Annotated in this window: 22 protein-coding genes; 11 read left to right on the top strand and 11 right to left on the bottom strand. The window is 55.9% G+C overall.

Annotation, left to right across the window (positions count from 1 at the left end; genetic code table 11):
* Positions 1–13 precede the first annotated feature (13 nt).
* Positions 14–595, top strand: coding sequence for a carbonic anhydrase (locus tag J2T58_RS06280; protein ID WP_253488255.1), 582 nt, complete (start codon positions 14–16; stop codon positions 593–595).
* Here the strand turns inward: J2T58_RS06280 and J2T58_RS06275 are convergent, their stop codons facing one another.
* From J2T58_RS06275 to J2T58_RS06260, 4 genes are all read right to left on the bottom strand, one after another.
* The gene (locus J2T58_RS06275; RefSeq protein WP_253488254.1) at positions 596–934 is read right to left on the bottom strand and encodes a hypothetical protein; all 339 of its coding nucleotides are present in this window, start codon (positions 932–934) and stop codon (positions 596–598) included.
* Between the two features lie 68 nt (positions 935–1,002).
* Positions 1,003–2,805 (bottom strand): DNA topoisomerase VI subunit B, encoded by a 1,803-nt coding sequence (locus J2T58_RS06270; protein ID WP_253488253.1) that lies wholly within the window; start codon positions 2,803–2,805, stop codon positions 1,003–1,005.
* Positions 2,792–4,015 carry a histidine--tRNA ligase gene (gene hisS / locus J2T58_RS06265; protein WP_253488252.1) on the bottom strand — a complete coding sequence of 408 codons (1,224 nt, stop codon included), beginning with the start codon at positions 4,013–4,015 and terminating at the stop codon, positions 2,792–2,794. Before hisS ends, J2T58_RS06270 begins: the two co-directional genes overlap by 14 nt.
* 15 nt (positions 4,016–4,030) lie before the next feature.
* Positions 4,031–4,336, bottom strand: coding sequence for an ABC transporter permease (locus J2T58_RS06260; protein ID WP_253488279.1), 306 nt, complete (start codon positions 4,334–4,336; stop codon positions 4,031–4,033).
* A gap of 43 nt (positions 4,337–4,379) precedes the next feature.
* Here J2T58_RS06260 and larB point away from each other — a divergent pair, with 43 nt between their 5' ends.
* From larB to J2T58_RS06245, 3 genes are read left to right on the top strand one after another with little or no spacing between them, the layout of a single operon-like run.
* Complete coding sequence (gene larB, locus J2T58_RS06255; protein ID WP_253488251.1) at positions 4,380–5,147, top strand: nickel pincer cofactor biosynthesis protein LarB; 768 nt, start codon at positions 4,380–4,382, stop codon at positions 5,145–5,147.
* The gene (locus J2T58_RS06250; RefSeq protein WP_253488278.1) at positions 5,147–5,653 is read left to right on the top strand and encodes a nicotinamide-nucleotide adenylyltransferase; all 507 of its coding nucleotides are present in this window, start codon (positions 5,147–5,149) and stop codon (positions 5,651–5,653) included. Before larB ends, J2T58_RS06250 begins: the two co-directional genes overlap by 1 nt.
* 36 nt (positions 5,654–5,689) lie before the next feature.
* A complete protein-coding gene (locus tag J2T58_RS06245; RefSeq protein WP_253488250.1) occupies positions 5,690–6,100 on the top strand; it encodes a hypothetical protein in 411 nt (136 codons plus the stop codon).
* Here J2T58_RS06245 and J2T58_RS06240 read toward each other — a convergent pair.
* The 3 genes from J2T58_RS06240 to J2T58_RS06230 form a co-directional block, all read right to left on the bottom strand.
* A complete protein-coding gene (locus tag J2T58_RS06240; protein ID WP_253488249.1) occupies positions 6,091–7,254 on the bottom strand; it encodes an ATP-binding protein in 1,164 nt (387 codons plus the stop codon). The two genes, J2T58_RS06245 and J2T58_RS06240, sit on opposite strands and share 10 nt — an antisense overlap.
* A 208-nt stretch (positions 7,255–7,462) precedes the next feature.
* Positions 7,463–7,783 carry a hypothetical protein gene (locus tag J2T58_RS06235; RefSeq protein ID WP_253488248.1) on the bottom strand — a complete coding sequence of 107 codons (321 nt, stop codon included), beginning with the start codon at positions 7,781–7,783 and terminating at the stop codon, positions 7,463–7,465.
* Between the two features lie 46 nt (positions 7,784–7,829).
* A complete protein-coding gene (locus J2T58_RS06230; protein ID WP_253488247.1) occupies positions 7,830–8,996 on the bottom strand; it encodes a redox-regulated ATPase YchF in 1,167 nt (388 codons plus the stop codon).
* Positions 8,997–9,033: 37 nt separating this feature from the next.
* Between J2T58_RS06230 and J2T58_RS06225 the strand changes: the two genes are divergently transcribed.
* Together J2T58_RS06225 and J2T58_RS06220 are read left to right on the top strand one after the other, a co-directional pair.
* A complete protein-coding gene (locus J2T58_RS06225) occupies positions 9,034–9,624 on the top strand; it encodes a pyruvate kinase alpha/beta domain-containing protein (RefSeq protein WP_253488246.1) in 591 nt (196 codons plus the stop codon).
* Between the two features lie 2 nt (positions 9,625–9,626).
* Positions 9,627–10,460 carry a DUF7847 domain-containing protein gene (locus J2T58_RS06220; protein WP_253488245.1) on the top strand — a complete coding sequence of 278 codons (834 nt, stop codon included), beginning with the start codon at positions 9,627–9,629 and terminating at the stop codon, positions 10,458–10,460.
* 122 nt (positions 10,461–10,582) lie between these two features.
* Here J2T58_RS06220 and J2T58_RS06215 read toward each other — a convergent pair whose 3' ends face one another.
* On the bottom strand, positions 10,583–11,782 hold the full coding sequence (locus J2T58_RS06215; RefSeq protein WP_253488244.1) for a TIGR00297 family protein: 1,200 nt from the start codon (positions 11,780–11,782) through the stop codon (positions 10,583–10,585).
* 98 nt (positions 11,783–11,880) lie between these two features.
* Between J2T58_RS06215 and J2T58_RS06210 the strand changes: the two genes are divergently transcribed.
* Positions 11,881–14,475 (top strand): valine--tRNA ligase, encoded by a 2,595-nt coding sequence (locus J2T58_RS06210; RefSeq protein ID WP_253488243.1) that lies wholly within the window; start codon positions 11,881–11,883, stop codon positions 14,473–14,475.
* Here J2T58_RS06210 and tmk read toward each other — a convergent pair.
* Both tmk and J2T58_RS06200 read right to left on the bottom strand, forming a co-directional pair.
* Entirely contained in the window at positions 14,438–14,992 is a 555-nt protein-coding gene (gene tmk, locus J2T58_RS06205; RefSeq protein ID WP_436262635.1) for a dTMP kinase, read from the bottom strand. The genes J2T58_RS06210 and tmk overlap by 38 nt on opposite strands.
* A 50-nt stretch (positions 14,993–15,042) precedes the next feature.
* Entirely contained in the window at positions 15,043–15,717 is a 675-nt protein-coding gene (locus tag J2T58_RS06200) for a HisA/HisF-related TIM barrel protein (RefSeq protein ID WP_366518451.1), read from the bottom strand.
* A gap of 40 nt (positions 15,718–15,757) precedes the next feature.
* On the opposite strand from J2T58_RS06200, the gene J2T58_RS06195 reads away from it, so the two are divergent.
* The 4 genes from J2T58_RS06195 to J2T58_RS06180 are packed head-to-tail and all read left to right on the top strand — an operon-like array spanning position 15,758 to position 18,945.
* Positions 15,758–16,450, top strand: coding sequence for a (5-formylfuran-3-yl)methyl phosphate synthase (locus tag J2T58_RS06195; protein ID WP_253488242.1), 693 nt, complete (start codon positions 15,758–15,760; stop codon positions 16,448–16,450).
* Positions 16,451–16,452: 2 nt separating this feature from the next.
* On the top strand, positions 16,453–17,916 hold the full coding sequence (gene guaB / locus J2T58_RS06190) for an IMP dehydrogenase (protein ID WP_253488241.1): 1,464 nt from the start codon (positions 16,453–16,455) through the stop codon (positions 17,914–17,916).
* 41 nt (positions 17,917–17,957) lie between these two features.
* Complete coding sequence (locus tag J2T58_RS06185) at positions 17,958–18,590, top strand: ArsR family transcriptional regulator (RefSeq protein WP_253488240.1); 633 nt, start codon at positions 17,958–17,960, stop codon at positions 18,588–18,590.
* A complete protein-coding gene (locus tag J2T58_RS06180) occupies positions 18,571–18,945 on the top strand; it encodes a hypothetical protein (protein ID WP_253488239.1) in 375 nt (124 codons plus the stop codon). The genes J2T58_RS06185 and J2T58_RS06180 overlap by 20 nt, the downstream gene beginning before the upstream one ends.
* Here the strand turns inward: J2T58_RS06180 and J2T58_RS06175 are convergent.
* A complete protein-coding gene (locus tag J2T58_RS06175; RefSeq protein WP_253488238.1) occupies positions 18,935–19,450 on the bottom strand; it encodes a HEAT repeat domain-containing protein in 516 nt (171 codons plus the stop codon). The genes J2T58_RS06180 and J2T58_RS06175 overlap by 11 nt on opposite strands.
* Positions 19,451–19,493 lie beyond the last annotated feature (43 nt).

Genomic DNA, 19,493 nt, shown 5'->3' with positions numbered 1-19,493 from the left:
CCCCGGTGTTCACATGATTGAAGAATTCATCAAAGGAAACAGGTCTTTTATCAAGAAGGATTTTGAGAAGGATCGTGCACGGTACGATGCCCTTGCCGTCTCGCAGAGCCCAAAAGCACTCTGGATCGGATGCGCAGACTCGCGGGTTGAACCCGAACGGATCATCGATGCAGATGCAGGCGAGCTCTTTGTTCACCGGAATATCGCAAACATCGTGCCGGTCGGAGACTGGAACTTCGCTGCCGTCCTTGAGTATGCAGTCGCCCACCTCAGGGTTCCGGGTATCGTCATCTGTGGCCACTCCGAATGCGGAGGGATCAAGGCACTCGACAAGGAGATGGATGACTCCTATATCCCCCTCTGGATCGACAATGCCCGTGAGGCGAAACGGAGGGTCGATGCACGGATAGCTGCACCCATAACCCCGGAAGAGTCAAAGAACAGGCTCACTGAGATGGAGAAGGAGAATATCAGGCTTCAGATCGAGCATCTGAGGACATATCCGATCGTGAAGAGGGCCGAAGCAGGGAAAAAAGTGGAGATTTACGGGGTATATTACGATCTCGCAACCGGTCTCCTTGAAGAAGTTAAATAACTACTTATCCAGTTCTTTTTGTATCTCTTTCCGAATATGATGGAGAGATACCCGCCCAATCGGGGTGACACGCCCATTGATGATGACGATTGGGAGAGGCGGCTGATGCTCCTCGATGATATCGCGTATCCGCCGTGGGACGCCATCGTCGAGGAGGGTAAGCGTGACGCTGATCCCATCACCATATTCCGATCTGAGCTTCTTTTTCAGTGCATCCACAGCCGGCAGGAGACGCTCGGTCGGGAAACATTCTGTCAGTTCACAGGAGCGGTCATCATCGCAGGGGAACGGTCCACAGGGGAGTTCAGACAGACCGATGATCTCAATCTCAATATCCATAGAAGATATCTGAATGGAGACGATTTAGCACCATCGTTTGATGCAGGGGAGTATCCGCAGATACACCCTCACTCATCGAGATTCAGCAGAACCATCTGCGACTCATCGATCCCCTGCACCGTCAGGCTCCCGCCGCCGGAGCCGGGATACGTTGTTTGAAATGACTCATGCGGCGGCAGGGCGACCCGCCAGCACTTCGTCGTCTCCCCGTCGAGATCAGAGACGAAGTGCGGAGGAACGGTCGCCCCCTCACCGGTATCTGCTGAGATATCGTAGAGTGTCAGCTCAACCGGCTTAGCCGTATGGTTATCAACCCGGATAGAGACCACATCTCCACGGAGCCCCCGCTTCACCACCACGCGGCGCATGATCCTCCCTTCAATAGCCGAGGTGTCGGGGACCGGAGCTTCCACAATCTCTGCGACCTTCAAGGCGATATCAGGGATGATGGCACAGACCGCACGTGCCCGATCCTCTGCTATCCTGCCCCGGTCCCGCCGTGAGAGGAAGAGTTTCAGATCCCGGCCAAGCTCCTGGAGTGCAAGGACGATCTCACGTTCGACCTCGGGGATGGAGGCGACGGCATCCTTGCTCTCACTTGTAAAGGGGACATTCGTCGAGGCGACATGGACGAGGATCAGAACCGGGCCCATCGGGAGGCCTGCCTGGGATATCCCATACCCTTTCCAGTTGATCGACTGGACCGACTGGGTGATGGCACATGCCCCCTGCTGGTAAAGGAGGGGGACGCGGTTTGCAAACCTGAGTATCTTTGCGGATCCTTCGGCATCAAGCCTCCCTCCATATCCGATTGCCGCCTCCACCACAAAGGAATGTCCGGAGAAGACCCCGGGTGCCCTGCTCCGGGCCTTCACAAAGTCGAGGGCAAACTCCTTCTCAAGCCCCTCAACCAGAAGCTCCTCCCCGATTGGGGAGAGGCAGGTCTGCGCCGGTGGTGCCGGGATCCGGACCGTCTGCATGGTGGCAAGGAGCGTCTTCAGATCTGGTGGCGGGAGTGATGATGCAGGAAGACTCCCTTCTATCGATGCAAGGGCAAGGATCTCAGAGGCGGTCTTCTTTCCGACACGCGAGAACTCCTCCTGGAGGAATTGTTCCACCGGACTATCGCTTCCCGCCGCCATCCGTTTCAGGATACCAAGCTCGATTCCATGCGGATGCGGCTTGATCGACCGGGGGCAGGGGGGTACCTCACCGGATACCCGTTCAAAGGTCGTCCCCTCGCCATCGATCTCGATCCGGAACCGGGCATGCGGATTGACGATGGAGGTGTACTTCAGGTACTCAAGGAGCCGCTTCTTTGCAGCCATCGAGCTGGCAAACTCAAGCTCGATCCTGGTTCCGTGAGGGAGCGCCCAGTCTGTCTCCTCATGCGAGAGGATATCCGGCTCATTCGTCTCCGTCCTGATCATCAGGGTGAACCGGTGCGCCTTCGTCTTCGCCCCGGTCCGTGAGATGACCACCGCGGGTGTTCCGCTCGTCAGCTGGGCATAGAGGACGGCAGCCGAGATTCCGATCCCCTGCTGACCCCTGCTCTGCCTGACCTGGTGGAACCGGGAGCCGTAGAGCAGTTTTCCAAAGACGAACGGAACCTGCTCCGGCATGATACCGGGACCGTTATCCTCAACAGCAATTGAGTAGGTATCCGATCCCGTCTTCCTGATGATCACCAGAATATCAGGGAGGACCATCGACTCTTCACAGGCGTCGAGGGCATTATCTATCGCCTCCTTTATCGTGGTGATGATGCCGCGTGTCGGGGAGTCGAAGCCGAGAAGATGCTTGTTCTTCTCAAAGAACTCCGCTACACTGATACTCTTCTGTTGCTTCGCCAGTTCCTCAGCGAGAACCACCGTTCACCACCCGGAGCACCGCCTCATCCACCGAAACCGTCTCCTGATCACCGCTCCCGAGGTTTCGAAGCGTCACCATCCCGCTCTCAGCCTCGCGGCCACCGATGACGACGGCAAAGTCTGCATGTTTTGCCGCATACGAGAGCTGTGCCGAGAGACTTTTTCCGGTCAGATCAGCAAGCGTCCGCACACCGGCTCTCCGGAATGATGCAGCAGCACCGATACCCGCCAGTCTCCCTTCAGGCGTCACCACCAGGGCAACCGTCACCGGGCGCAGAACCCCCTGTTCACCCCGGGAGACCATCACACGGTCAAAGCCGATGGCAAACCCGCAGGAGGGGGTATCCTCGCCGCCGAAGAGGTGGGCGAGCCGGTAGGCGCCACCTCCCATAATCTGGTTCTCAGCACCGAGATTCTCGGCAAATGCCTCGAAGACACAGCCGGTATAGTAATCAAGGCCCCGTGCAATGCCGAAGTACTGGGTATATGCCACCTCGTGTGCATCAAGGAGGGCAAATGTCTCCCGAATCCGCTCCTCTTCGGGGATTGATCCGGTGATCGCAAACGCATCATCGAGGGTTCGTGACTCGATGAGTGCGGTGAGCCGCTCCGCGAGATCACCCTCCGGGAGCACCGTCTGAAGAGCACCATAATCCCGCTTATCGAGGCAGCCCATCACCTGCTTCTGGTGATCGGCCCCGAGATCGGCGATGAGACTCTTCATCATCGCGAGATGGCCGACACGGAGTTCAAATCTCACCCCGGCAGAAGTGAGGAGATCAGAGCCGACCGCGATCACCTCGGCATCCGCCTGTGCGGTATCCGCACCGATCAGCTCGATACCAAACTGCCAGAACTGACGGTAGCGGCCCTTCTGTGGCCGTTCATACCGGAAACAGTCCCCGAAGTAGTACCACCGGACCGGCCTGTTCAGCACCTTCGCCTCATTGACATACATCCGGAGGACCGGGGCGGTCAGCTCGGGACGGAGCGAGAGATCACGGCCTCCCTTATCCTGGAATGCGTACATCTCCCCGATAATGCCTTCGCCGGAACGTATAGTGAAGAGTTCGAGATGCTCAAATTCGGGTGTTGCAACCTCCCGGTATCCCCACCGCGATACCGCCCTGCGTAATGTCTCCTCAACACCCCTCCGTTCTTCCAGTTCATCCGGGAAGAAATCCCGGGTTCCTCTCGGTCTCTGAATCATCACATACCACGTCGCTTATCTCTTCTGTATCCTGACCGCGCCGAGGAACCGCTCAAGGGAACCCTCGCTTGTCCAGACCCGCTCACGCTCATCCTGCCCCTGCATATACAGGGCACCGAGGACGAGAGCGATCCCGATGAAAGGCTGATTGAAATCCGCTGCTGCAACACCTGCAAGCCCCGTCGCCGACCAGAAGACTCCCCGGAGGGCTGCCCTCCGATACCCGGCTTTGCCTGTCCGCCCGTAGATCCGGAGGTCGCGGAGCCAGAGGAAGATGACGACGGCGGCTCCAAAACAGGTGACGTAGAAGAGGATATTCATGCAATGCACTTAATATGCGCCTCATCCCTTGATAATAATAATCATGGCGAAACATCCATTCCTGATGGATCTCCTGGAGGAGGTACGGACCGGGAAGAGAACCCCGCAGGAGGCTCTGGAGGAGATCTCCGGACTCCGGGTTGAGGAGGTGGGATCCCTTGCCAGGATCGACCTTGGGCGGACCCTCCGTTGCGGGATCCCCGAGGTCGTCCTTGCGGAAGGGAAGGATACCCCGCACCTTGTTGCAATCATGAAACGCTATCTTGAGACGACCGGCCGGTGCATTGCCAGCCGGGCGACTGAAGAGCAGGCAGATGCGGTGCGGAGTGGGATCCCGGATGCCTCCTGCGAATACTCCCCGGATGCACGGATGATCATCCTCTCAGATGGCAGACCGGTACCGAAGACAGGCGGAACGGTTGCGATCATCACCGCCGGCACCTCCGATATCCGTGTCGCCGAGGAGGCGCGGATCATTGCCGAAGAGATGGGGTGCACCACCCTCACCGCATATGATGTCGGTGCGGCAGGGATCCACCGCCTCTTCCCGGCACTTCAGAAACTCAAGGATGCCGATGCCTATATCGTCTGTGCAGGGCGTGAAGGAACACTCCCTGCCGTCGTTGCAGGGCTTGTCGGCCGACCGGTCATCGGGGTGCCGGTCTCGGTCGGGTACGGGTACATGGGGAAAGGGGAGGCGGCACTTGCGAGTATGCTGCAGTCCTGTGCAGTCCTTGCCGTCGTCAATATCGACGCAGGGTTCACTGCAGGGGCCTTCGCTGCGCAGATCGCTCACGGAGCAGGTCGATGATCCGGCGCGGATTCTATATCGGCCGGTTTCAGCCCTACCATAACGGCCACCAGGCAGTCCTGGAAGGGATTGCGGATGAGGTTGATGAGATCATCATCGGTGTCGGGAGTGCCCAGCTCTCGCATGACACCCAGAATCCGTTTACCGCCGGAGAACGGGTGCTGATGATCACCCGCGCGCTTGAAAGTATCGACTGCCCCTTCTATGTCATTCCTATCGAGGATATCAGAAGAAACGCCCTCTGGGTCTCGCATGTCACCTCGATGTCACCCCCGTTTGAGATCTGCTATACATCAAACCCGCTCGTCATCCAGCTCTTCAGGGAAGCAAATATCAGAGTCAAATCACCTCCGATGTACCAGCGTGAGTCTCTCTCCGGAACGACGATTCGTCAGAGAATCCTTGATGGTGAGCCATGGGAGAGCTATGTCCCTGGGCCGGTGGTGGATGTCATCTCCGAGATCGATGGCGTTCAGCGGCTCAGAACCATAGCAGAGACCGATTGAACATTTATAGACCAGAGGACAAGGTACAGGGTAGCAATGGCACAGAAGAAACCCACCCCACCCTTTGCAGCAGCCATCTCCCGGTACTGGTACCTGACACCAGGGGTTGCAGTGCTTGGTATCGTCCTCGTCTATATGGGGGTCACCCTTCCCCTTCCGATCTATGCCTCACCAGGCATATGGGGCTGCTTCATCGCATCCCTCCTCCTCTGCGGGATGGCTTTTGCAGATCCACGCCGGGATCTCGTTTCAATGTTCACCCCGCTCTATGCGATCATCTTCTTCTTCCTCCCCGGTGACATCCCCTTAGGCCTCCCGCTCTTCGTCTTCTTCACCTTCACCATCGTCATCCTGACGATACGGCTCCAATGGCGTATCCACAAATGGGATGGAGACAGGAAGCAAACCCGTTCAGAGGATGCTCAGCCTGAAAAAGATCAGTACTGAAACGTACGTGCCGGAATGAGTGAGATAACCCTTCCGGCAATCCGGATCTCGTCCTCCTGATCAGCAGTCAGAATATATCCCCTCTCCAGACCGAAGTGATCCATCGCCTCCAGCAGCCCGCCCACCTCTCTCTCTTTATTCCGGCTGGTGACCTCATAGCAGACCTGGATTGCCTGTATGACTACCGCCTTCTCTTTCACAACAAAGTCACACTCTCCCTTCTCGCGGAAATAGAAGATCTCCCGATATCGTCTCCGCAACTCCAGAAAGACATGGTTCTCAAGAAGCCTGCCCAGGTCATCCGAAAATCCTATGGAGTTTGCCCGTATGAGCCCGTTATCGATGGCATACACTTTTTTTGGGTTAACCTGCCTGACTCTTGGGGAATAGGAAAACCGCGGTACGGTAAAGAGGATATACGCATCTTCAAGAAGATCCATATAGGATGACAGGGTAGTTACCGAACCGATCTCCGGAAACGTCTTCTGAAGCCGGGAGAGGGTAACCTCTCCTGATATATTCCCAAGCAGATAGACGGCGAGATCTGTTATAATGCCTGGATTTTTGATTAGGTGACGAAATACGATATCCCTGGCGATAATATCCATGAGCAGGTTCCCAAGAACCTCATCAAGACCTGTTCTGAGGTACTCCGGAAAACCCCCGGAGAAGAGGAAAGCCTGAAATGAATCGAATGAATCCTCCCTGTTCATATACAGAAGGTATTCCTGATATGAGAATGGAAATAGTTCTATACGCAGGTTTCTCCCGGTCAGTTTTGTTCCAAGCTCCCGGCTCAGAAGAGAGGCATTAGATCCGGTGATTATCACCTTCTTATTCTGATCCAGAAGGTATCGCACATATGATTCCCAGCCTGGGAGGTTCTGGATCTCGTCAAAGTAATAGAGATCCCGGTCTCCAAACTCCTCAATGAAGACCTCCTGAAGTAGCTCAATCTCCTTGAGATCAAAGCTACCCAGACGGGGATCCTCAAAATTCATGAAATAAAATTCCTCCTCTCTCTTCATTGACTGAAGAAGGAGCGTGCTTTTACCACATCTCCGGATACCGGATATGATGACGGCAAAATTCAACAGAGGCTTCACCTTCCCGAGATCCCCCCGTATTATTCCGAATTCGCGATTTTGAAGCATATTCCTCTGAGATATGAGAATCCGCGAGAGTTCACTCTTCAGGAGCATACCAGTACAGGAAGAGGAGAACTCATAAAACTATCCATTTCAAATGGAAACTATTGATCATTTGGAATGGAAGCTTTTGATCAATACAAATGGAAAGCCATTGTACTGAAACTCCCGACATCACTGTACAACGGGAAAAATGAAGAGATCCGATCAAGGACTAGAATGAGTCAAGGGAGACGGTACCGAAGTCATCGGCTATCTGCCTGACGTTGGTGACGCCAAACGCGGTCTGGACGATCTCAAGATCCAGGGCGACCGCGGCATCAACCATATAATCGAGGATATCGACGGAGAGCTCCTTCTTCTCGCGTGACTTGCGCATCTGGTCGAGGAGAAAGGTAACCTTCGAAGGGTCCTCGCTTCTGAGCTTTGCGAGGGTGACAACACACATCGAAATGCGGGTGAGGTTTCTATCCGATCCGGTGATGGTATCGAAGAAGTTCTTCAGCACCTGTGCCTGATAGACCTCGCCTGCCATACGTATACTCTTCTCTTGATTGATATTACTTTAACCTGTCGCTCATTTACTTCGCTGTGCTGACGATCCGGATGATATCCCCACTCTTGAGCTCTGTCGAGTCTTTCACCCGCATCTTTGTCCGCGCGTCAACCGCATAGAGGAATCCCTTCCCGATATCGGTATGAACACGGTACGCAAGATCCCGGGGGGTCGAACCCCGCCTCATCAGGAAGGCATCCGGGAGGATCCGGTTCTTTCCATCGGTGAAATGGGTCTCATCCTCGACGGGATAGACGACGATCATATCAAGGAGCGAAAAGACTGCCCTGTTCACCGCCTCCTGCACACCGGTTCCATTGAACCTCTGCATCACCGCCCTGACCATTGAGAGCCCCTTCTCCTGCTGCGGAGTGAGGGTTCCACCCGGTTTGACCGTAAAGTCGGGATCACCAGGAAGATAGGAGATAACCCCGGCAGAGACGGCTCCTCTGAGGGCGAGCTCTGCCGCTGCCGTTGTCCTGACGACCTCCGGAGGAAATGCCGCAAGGAGGTCTGGTGATGCGAGATCAGCCTTGTTCGCAACCGTCACCATCGGCTTGTTGATGGCAATCAGGGCATCGGCAAACCGGCAGAGTGCATCGCCATCGGCGGTGAAGAGATCGACATCGGTCTCTGCGAGTGCGGATCTGATATCATCAGCCGTCATCGAGAGCCCGGCAAGCCCTTCTGCAAGAAGGTCGACGAGTGCCGCCTCCTTCCCCTGGGCAGCACGGGCAAGGCGCGGGAGATGCTTCTCAATAATGCCTGCAACCCACATTGCCATCTCGAACCTGAGGAACCGGATATCCTCCATCGGATCATGGCTCCCCGGATCAACGGGGTTCCCCTCGGCATCCGTCCCCCCGCTTGCATCCACGATCTGAATGATCGCATCGGCAGCCCGGAGGTTGTCAAGAAACTGATTGCCAAGCCCCTTCCCTTTGTGGGCATCCGGGACAAGACCCGCGACATCGATGAGACCGACATTGATGAACCGGAATCCGTCATGGCAGTGTCCACAGTCAAGGTCAAGCTCACGGCACGGGCAGGGAGACCGGACATAGGCGACACCATTGTTTGCATCGATCGTTGTGAACGGATAGTTTGCGATCTCGACATCCGCCAGGGTCGCCGCCTTAAAGAACGTGGACTTGCCACAGTTTGGTTTACCAGCAAGAGCAAGCGTGATCATAGTAATTCACTTGTACGACCGATGCATATTAAGATACATGGGCTACATCACACGAGAAACGGCATACTTTGACAAGCCAGGAAAAGAGAATACCGCAGATGTGGTTCATCTCGCGGTCGAACGGGCGCGCCTGCTGAATTGTACGCAGATCGTGGTCGCCAGCACCAGCGGGAAGACCGCACTCGCGTTCCTTGATGCGGTCCGGGGAACCGGGATACGCCTCGTTGTCGTCTCGCATGTCGTCGGCTTCTCAAAGCCCGGCGTCTGGGAGTTCTCCGAAGATGCCGCTGCAACCCTCAGAGCCGAAGGCCATACCATCGTCACCGGAACACATACCCTCTCCGGGCTTGAACGCGCCCTCTCACGTTCAGAGCGTGTCGGTGGAGGCTCACGATCCGAAGCGATTGCCGAGGCGCTCCGCCGCGTTGTTGCCGTCGGGCTGAAGGTTGCGGTCGAATCGGTGCTGATCGCAGCAGACCAGGGCGCCATCCCGATCGAAAATGAGGTGATCGCGGTCGGCGGGACTGCCACCGGCGCAGACTGTGCCGCTGTCATCCGGCCTGCACATACAGCCACCTTCTTCGATCTCCAGGTCAGGGAGATCATCGCGATGCCAAGGAACCGGTAACCATGATCCGTGAAGCACTCGCAGATACCGTCGGGCTCCTGAAGCGCAGGCCGCTCCTCTGGCTCTCCGGCCTTCTCATCGCAGCAGTCACAGCAGGCGATATCCTGATCACGGGATCAGATCCCCTCGCAGGCGGGCAGTTCCAGATCCTCGCTCTCCTCGTCTATCCGTTCATCATCGCCGCAAGCTATGGGATCATCAGGGAGGATTCAAATGATCCGTCCGTCTATCTCCGGTACGGGCTCTCATACTACTTCCGGGTCCTCCTTCCGCTCCTCGTCATCATCTTTGCAAGTATCATCACCATCATGCTGGTGATTGGCACGACGACGCTGATTGGAATACCGCCAACCGCTGATTTCACCATGATGATAGCGATGTGGATCATGATTCCGATCTTCCTCTTCACCTACTTCTACGACACATTCGTCGTCTTCCGGGATGAGAAGATCTTCGACTCGCTCCGTGCGAGCATCACGCTGGTCATGGTCCATGGCTGGAAGGTGCTCCTCTTCATCGCCGCAAACATCATCATCCTGCTTGGCATCCTCTTCGGCCTTGCATTCCTCTGGATGGGTCTCCTCTGGGAGAAGATGGCGGAGGTTGCAGAGATGGATCCGGATCTCATCAGCGCAATGACCGGCGATGAGGTGATGGCACTCCTCGGACCTGATGCCCTCACAGCAACCGCAGTCGTCCTCTTCATCTGGGCACTCATCGCCACCCCCTTCACCCTCACCTTCAAGGCGGCCTTCTTCAGGAGACTGGAGAAGATCTCTGTCATTCAACAGGAGATCGGTGAGTATGATGAGAAGGGGCGGTGGTATAAGTACTGAGAAGGGGGAATTCCCCTTCATGCCCCACACCCTCAGAGTGTGATTCAGACTCTTTTTTTGCAAAAGGCCGGAACGCGAACCGCACGCAATCCAAAATAAGGCAGCAGATACCGATCTCCTGATCAGATCAGCACAAGCACCAGCACTGCTGCTGCAACCCCGCCCCCGAAGGTTGCAATGAGGTTCGTCCCGGAATTACCGATGATCCCACGGTTTTCGATAGTTGCACCGACGATACTGTCGATATTTGTCCCGATGAGCCCGGCAAGGGTGCAGATGAGGAAGACCGGGAGTGTGATCATCCCGAGGAGCACCGCAAGGCCGGAGATGATCAGGGAGCCAACAAGCGCCGCCATCTCGCCACGGAGGGTCACCCCCCCGTTTGTCCCTTCCGGAACGGGCTGAAACGTCGTGATCATGTACGGGCGGCCCCCGGTGACCCCTATCTCCGAGGCGACGGTATCAGCCGTCGCCGTTGCGATGCTCCCGACAAAGATGGCGACCCAGAGCGGATCGTGTGTGATCCCAAAGACGATCGCCGCACAGGTCGCCACAAGGCCGTTTGAGAAGGCATTTTTATATCCCCGGGCACCCCCACGCTCCTGCTCAACCCCCATCAGCTGCTTCTTTCGGTACTGGTATCTGGTGCTGGCCGATCCGATGATGAAGAAGGCGAGCATCACCAGGAACCAGCGGGCATCGGCAAAGACGATCAGAAGAATGCCGATGAGCGCACCCGAGAAGAGGCCGGAGAGGTCAGCTGCACCAACACGGAACGATGAGTACCCGAAGAGGAGCGCTATCGTCACCGCAAGGATCAGGAGCAGGATATTAACCTGGAAGTCAAGCTCGAGGAAGAGGAACATCGTCATCGCCACCCCGAGCATGATGATCATATACGCATCCTCACGGGTCGCAAGGATAGACCTGAGGAGGAGGGCAACAAGCACACCGATGATCAGGACCAGAGGCTGAATATTCCCAAGATATGCCATCACGATGAGGGCTCCAAGGGTTGCGCCCGCAGTATAATGGATATAGGCAAGCTTCTCCTCACCACCGGCCCGGAATGCTAATTCGCCAAGCGTCACGATTGCCACTGTCCCCCCGAATGCAACCAGCGGCAAAAGGCCGGCGCCATAGAGGATCGCCGTCACCCCGAGTGCCAGGGAGATATACTGAGTACCGCGGATCAGGTACAGGACAGCCGAGAATGCGATGACAAAGATTGAGAAGAGCCACGCTGGCTGAATATACGGGGCAAGCAGGATACCAAGGATGGCGATACCCGTGGCCAGCAGGAGGCGTGGCTGAATCTTCATGGATACTAAAGGTTTGGTCAAATAGAGAGAAGAATCTTCGTACAGGCTCGTCCGGTTGTGCGAACAGTATATCAGATGACGATGACAACCAGATATAAATGTCGTCACCAGAGGATCTCGATAAAACCTATGATTATGCCGGGGTTGAGCAACGATGGCTCGATACATGGCGTGACGAAGACTTCTACTTTGACCGGGCCTCAACAAAGCCGAGGTACATCATAGACACACCACCGCCGTACCCGACCGGCAGACTGCATATCGGCCATGCATTGAACTGGGTCTACATGGATATCATCGCGCGGTATAAGCGGATGCGCGGATACAATGTCATGTTTCCACAGGGCTGGGACTGCCATGGCCTCCCGACCGAGGTGAAGGTCGAGGAGATCCATGGGATCACAAAAAATGATCTCCCACGACATGAGTTCCGGGCAATGTGCCAGGAGCTGACCCGTGAGAACATTGAGATGATGCGCCGCTCCATCAGGGTAATGGGCTTCTCTGTGGACTGGAGCAACGAGTACATCACGATGGAGCCGGAGTACTACAGCCTGACACAGGCATCATTCCTCAGGATGCTCAAATCTGGGTACATCTACCAGTCCGATCATCCCGTCAATTACTGTACCCGGTGTGAAACCGCCATCGCATTTGCGGAGGTTGCATATACGGAGAATACCACCCTCCTCAATTACTTCACCTTCGATGGCGTTGAGATCGCAACAACACGGCCCGAGCTCCTCGGAGCCTGTGTCGCCGTCGCCGTCCACCCCGATGATGAACGGTACACCAGCCTCAGAGGGGGAACCCTCACCGTCCCGCTCTTCTCATACCAGGTCCCGGTTATCGAGGATGAGACGGTCGATCCCTCATTCGGATCAGGCGCTGTGATGATCTGTACATTTGGCGACAAACAGGATGTCGTCTGGTGGAAGACACACAATCTTGACCTCCGGAAAGCGATCGATCACACCGGCAGGATGACCGCCATCTGCGGACCCTATACCGGGATGAGGGCGAAGGAGTGCCGCGACGCCATCCTCGCCGATATGACAAAGGAGGATATCCTGATCCGCCAGGAGGAGCTCCCCCAGCGTGTCGGCACCTGCTGGCGGTGTGAGACACCGATCGAGATCCTCTCTGAACGACAATGGTTTGTCAGGGTCAGACCCGATGAGATCACCGAAGCCGCAAAGGAGATCACCTGGTTCCCGGAGCATATGCTCACCCGGCTCCTGAACTGGACATCCCAGATGGAATGGGACTGGTGCATCTCCAGGCAGCGGCTCTTTGCCACCCCGATTCCGGTCTGGTTCTGTACAGCCTGTGGCGAATTACTCACCCCCGATGAGGCTGATCTCCCCATTGATCCGACGGTCGAATCCCCCTCGACACCCTGTCCGTCATGCGGATCAACAGAATGGGAGGGAGAGACCGATGTCCTCGATACCTGGATGGACTCATCCATATCCCCGCTCGTCGTCTCAGGATGGGACGGGAAGACCACCCCTGCGCTCTATCCGACCCAGCTCCGCCCCCAGGGCCATGATATCATCAGGACATGGGCATTCTACACCATCCTCAGATCCCTTGCCCTCACCGGTGAGAAGCCCTGGGAAGGCATCCTCATCAACGGGATGGTTCTTGGAGAGGACGGATTTAAGATGTCAAAATCCAGGAACAACGTCATCTCTCCCGATGAACTGATCGACAAGTACGGCGTCGACGCCCTCCGGCAATGGGCCGCTGCCGGCGGCGCAACCGGATCCGATATCACCTTCTCATGGAACGACGTCGTCGCGGCATCACGATTCCAGACGAAGATGTGGAACATCGTCCGGTTCTCCCTCCTTCAGATACGCCGGGATGAGATCAGACCAGATCCAACCACAGAACTTGCGGACCGCTGGCTGCTTGCACACCTGAGGAAGACCGTCGACGAGGTGACAACGGCACTTGACAACAACCAGTTCGACCGGGGGCTGAAGGCACTCCGGGACTTTGCCTGGTCAACCCTTGCAGACAACTATCTTGAGCTCGTCAAGGGGAGGCTCTATGGCGACACGCCGTCCCGTTCCGGTGCGGCATCCACCCTCAGGACGACCCTTGATGCCCTATGCCGCTGCATGGCACCCTATACACCATTCTTTGCAGCAGAGTGCTACCATCACCTCACCGGAGAGAGGGTCATCGACCAGGAATGGCCGGCTCTCCCGGAGTACGATGAGAAGGACCTGGAAGACGGGGATCTCGTTGTCACCATCGTCTCACTCCTGAGGAAGTACAAACATGATGAAGGGCTTGCCTTAAACGCCCCTCTCGGCCATGTCACCATCTATACTCCGGGCATCTCGTTCAATGATGGCGGCGATGCAGGAAGGACGGTAAACGCTGATATTGACTGGCGATCCGCTGCACCGAATCTAGATCGGATCGTCTCGGATATCACCTTCAACATGGGGATCATCGGCCCCACCTTCAGAAAACAGGCCGGCGCCGTCATGCAGGCGATCCGTGATCTCCCGATTGAGACCCTGAAGGAAGGCATCACCTCGGTCAGGATTGGAGATGATGAGATCGCAATTCCTGACGGGGCCTATACCCTTGTTCACTCCTACGCAATCGAGGGAGAAGAGGTCGATATCCTCACGATCAGGGATGTCGTCCTCGCAATTCATAAACGCGCCTGATCTCCTCTGCAACAAAGGAGGCGATCACCCCCCTCTCTTCTTCGGCATCAACCAGGATGAATCGTGAAGGCTCCGCCTCTGCCCGTGCCAGATACTCCGCCCACACTGCGGTGAGAACCTCCTCCCTCTCAAAATGCTCACGGGTACCATTCTCGTCAAGCCGCTCAAGCGCACGATGAACCGGGAGAACAAGAAGGAATGTGAGATCCGGCTGTATCGACCAGCCCTCGTGAAGAGCGGCCAGCCAGCGCCGGGGATCCGGGAGATGCCCCTGCAGGGTTACCTGCTGATATGCAAACCGGGAATCGGTATAGCGATCCGATATCACCATCCGGCCGTCATCAAGGGCAGGTCGGATGACCGATGCACAATGCATCGCGTGATCGGCAACAAAGAGGAGCGCCTCGGCGATCGGATCGACCTCCTCGGCGATGGCCTGACGGACGACCCGTCCGATCCATGTTGCACCGGGCTCACGGGTAAAGAGGGGATCAATATCGGAGAGCTCCTCCTTCAGCGAGGCAAGGAGGGTGCTCTTCCCCGCGCCGTCAATCCCCTCGATCGTTATCAGCAGAAGAGACCCCTCCTGATGAGATCAGGTGGTATGGCTCCGGTATGAAGCGCAGTTGCGATAATCGCGCCATCAAACCCGGCATCATGGAGGATGCCAAGATCCTCCTCACCCCGGACACCCCCTCCATAGAAGAGGGAGAGATCGGTTGCCGATCGGATACGCGCCGCCTCGCCGGGATCGATCCCTGAGGAAGACCCTACAGCGGTGATCTGTAAATAAATACATCCATCAAACTGCATCGTCTCTGCGCGGGAGAGGAGGGAGACCGGATCCTCACCGGTCGGGACGACGTGCCCATCCTTCACATCCACACTGAGATATCCGCCATAAAAACCAGAGAGATCCGGCCCTGCCGTCTCGGTGCCGATGACATTCTCAATAAAGGGTGCTCTGAGGATATCACCGGGAAACCGGCATCCACGATCCAGATAGCAGCGGTCGACGAGCCCGGAGAAGCCGAGAACAAGCTCATCATGGGATCCGGTTCCGGCAATCCGGTCGAGATCAGCGATATACAGATACCGCGGACGGATCACGTTGAGATATCCTCCCGGCTCCGCCGTCGGGGAGAGTCCCCAGGTGAGCGGTGTATAGGAAGATCGATTCCCGGACCTCCCATGCACCACCTGGCCACCCAGGAGATCCATTGCACAAACGAGCTTCATCATGAAACGTAATCACTATTATCCTCCGGGATCATTAAGTTCTATGCAATTGCTTGTCAGCCCGAGTTCTTTGGAAGAGGCGAAATTCTCTCTTTCAGCTGACATTATCGATGTGAAGCGTCCTGCAGAGGGATCCCTTGGTGCAAACTTCCCATGGGTAATCCGATCTATCAAGGAACTGGCCGGAATGAAGCCTGTATCTGCTGCCATCGGTGATTTCTCCCCGAAACCAGGAACAGCCGCGCTTGCAGCGTATGGTGCAGCCTGCGCAGGTGCCGATTATGTCAAGATTGGACTCTTGTTTTCAGATCAGGATGATGCGCGTTCGGTGATCCAGGCCGTCGTCAGGGCGATCAAGCCGGAGTTTCCTGAGAAGACGGTCGTCATCGCCGCATACTCAGACTATGAACGCCTCAATGCGATATCCCCGTTTGATATGGCACAGATTGCCGCCGAAGAGGGGGCGGATGTATCCATGGTCGACACAGGAGTTAAGGATGGGAAGAGCACCTTTGAGTTTATGGATGAGAGCGAGCTGACTGAGTTTACACGGGAGAACCGCCGGCTCAATATGAAGACGGCACTTGCCGGAACCCTCAAATTTGAGGATCTTCCCCTCCTCAGAAGGATAGATCCCGATATCATCGGTGTGCGGGGCATGGTCTGCGGCGGCGATCGATCAGGTGTTATCAATCCGGCACTGGTCGAGAAGGCGATTGATCTCATCCGGGGGTAATCATGTTTGAAGAGAAGTTCAAGATCCCATACTCACTGACATTCGATGATGTTCTCCTCGAGCCTGCTGAGTCCTATGTTGAGCCAAGTGAGGCTGATGTCAGATCCAGATTCTCAAAGAATGTTCCTATCCACATTCCGATCTGCAGTTCTGCGATGGATACCGTCACCGAGTCCCATATGGCAGTCACCCTTGCAAGGGAGGGTGGAATCGGTGTGATCCACCGGAACCTCACCGCAGAAGATGAAGCGGAGATGGTCCGGATTGTCAAGCGTGCCGAGGATCTTATCGAACGGCATGTTCTCTTTGTTGAGCCGGAAGCGACCATCATCGCCGTTGAGCGACTGATGAACGAACATGGTATCGGAGGAGTTCCGGTTCTTGAAGATGGCAATCTGGTCGGTATCGTCAGCAGACGTGATATACGGGCAATTGTCGGCAAGCGCGGGAGTGAACCGGTCAACAGGGTGATGACCCATGATCCCATCAGTGTCAATGAATCCATCACCCCTGAGCAGGCCCTTGAGATCATGTACACAAACAAGGTGGAACGGCTCCCCGTCCTTCATGCTGATGGGGGCCTGCTTGGAATCATCACGATGCAGGATGTCCTCGAGAAGCGGCAGTTCCCCCGTGCAAACAGGGATGAACATGGCCGCCTCCGGGTGGCAGCAGCCGTTGGCCCATTCGACTTTGAACGTGCGATGCTCCTTGATGACGCAGAGGTTGACGCCCTCGTCGTCGACTGCGCCCATGGCCATAACATGAAGGTCGTCAAGGCGTTCCGCGAGATTAAGGAGAGCGCAAAGGCCGACTGCGTTGCAGGGAATATCGCAACACGGCAGGCAGCAGAAGAGTTTGTGAATGATGTCGATGGGATCAAGGTCGGTATAGGTCCGGGATCGATCTGTACAACCCGGATCGTCGCCGGTGTCGGAGTACCCCAGATATCGGCCATCGCGGCGGTTGCGGATGTGATGAACGGTACAGGAGTCCCGGTGATCGCTGACGGTGGCATCCGGTACTCAGGTGATGTCGCAAAGGCGATCGCTGCGGGTGCGGACTGCGTGATGATGGGGAGTATGCTTGCAGGAACCGATGAGTCGCCCGGCAGGATAATCGTCATCAAAGGACGGCGGTACAAGCAGTACCGTGGAATGGGATCGCTTGGTGTCATGACAGGCGGCCAGTCAAGTGACCGGTACTTCCAGTCAAAGGGGATCGGTGCAACAAAGTTTGTGCCGGAAGGTGTCGAGGGAGCAATCCCCTATATCGGCGAGGTATCTGATATCATCTACCAGATTATCGGCGGCCTCAAGTCGGCGATGGGCTATACCGGTGCAAAGACGATCACTGACCTCCAGAAGCGGTCACGTTTTGTCAGGATCACCTCAGCGGGATACAACGAGAGCCATCCACATAACATCATGATAACAGATGAAGCCCCGAACTATCGGCTCACCTGATACCAACTTTTTTATACTAAAAATCCTAACATAATGTTAGTATGCTTAATCACGTCGAGGTTTCCCGCCTGCTCGACATCCTTGGAAATCGTAATCGAAGGCGGATTATCGAGCTGCTTCGGCAAAAACCCTGTTTTGTCACCGAGATATCCGACCGTCTCATCATATCACCAAAAGCGGTGATCGATCATCTCGGTATGATGGAGCGGGAGGCACTCATCTCCTCCTTCCTCGATGAACGGAGGAGGAAATATTATTATCTCTCCCAGGAATTTGACATCGTCGTCTCGATGAGGAAGAACGGAGACGGGATGCGGGTGGCAGGCCTCCCTTCAGCCGATCTCCGTCTTATCGAATCCCTCTCAATGCTCAGGCGCATGGCACGGGCACGGGAGAGTATCCTTGACACCCTTGAGAATCTTGAGCATGATATCGAGGCGACGATGAACGATATCTTCAGGATGAGCAGGGGGGTCTGTGAAGACGACCTGGATCTTGATATCATCATCACGCTCTCCCACCAGGATCTCACCCTCGGCGAGCTCGTCGAAGTGATGGAGAGGGATCCAGAGGCGGTCACTATAGCGCTTGGGCGTCTGGGATCAAGGGGTATCGTCACGAAGGAGGGGGAACGGTACAGGATTGCCGGGATGTATGGAGCAGTACAGACCTGAAGATGAGTACAGGAAGCGTCCCGGAACCCTGCGGATCATTGGGTGTATCCTCAGGCCCGAAGGCGGATTTGGCGGGTACCTTCTGGTTCCAACCTACTCCCCCCCGGCTGATCTCCCATTTGAGATGATCGAGACAGAAAACCGGATTTATATCACCGCCGGACTCCCGCCTGAGAATATGTTGAAATCGGCACCCTATGCCAGGATCGAGAGGGAGAGAGTTGCCATCGTCGTCAACGAACACGAGACCTGGATACCCCTCCCGACCAGGATCAATGTCTTCCATTCAAATTACACGGTGCGCAACGGGGTGATGGATATCCTCTGCCGCAAACCGGTCTTCTTCACCCTCTGAGAGATTGAATCGCCCGCCGTGCCATATCCCGGACATACGGGTTCTCGTCATCAAGGAGCGGTGTAATATCCTGAATAACAGCAGGATTGCCAAGACTGCCGAGCCCTTTGGCTGCCATGTACCGGACATGATCCCTCTCATCCTGGAGGGATCTTCTGAGATGAGGAAGCGTCTGGGAACTCTTCATCTCCCCGAGTGCCTCGCAGGCACGGTACCGGACTATCCACCACTGATCCTTCAGAAGTGCTGCAAGCTCAGGAATAGCCCCCTCACCGATGGAGGTAAGGAATGCGGATGCCGAGGCCCGGACCGTTTTATCATCATCCCGCAGTGCCGCAATGAGATGAGGGATGGCACGGCGGCCATCCATCGCTGTAAGAGATCTCAGATGGGTTATCTTCTCGTCGGCAGATGGTGCGGTAAGCATTGCTGTCACAGTCTCCTCAAAAGAGACGGTGCTCCTCTCATCCGGATGAAGATGCATGATCTCTCTTTGCCCTGCCATACTATCTTCTTTTGGAAGATAGATCCGTATGCGGGAACAAATA

The organism is Methanocalculus alkaliphilus, assembly GCF_024170505.1.
GTDB lineage: Archaea > Halobacteriota > Methanomicrobia > Methanomicrobiales > Methanocorpusculaceae > Methanocalculus > Methanocalculus alkaliphilus.
Note: the sequence above shows the minus strand (reverse complement) of the source record. Positions and strands in the feature narration are given on the sequence as shown.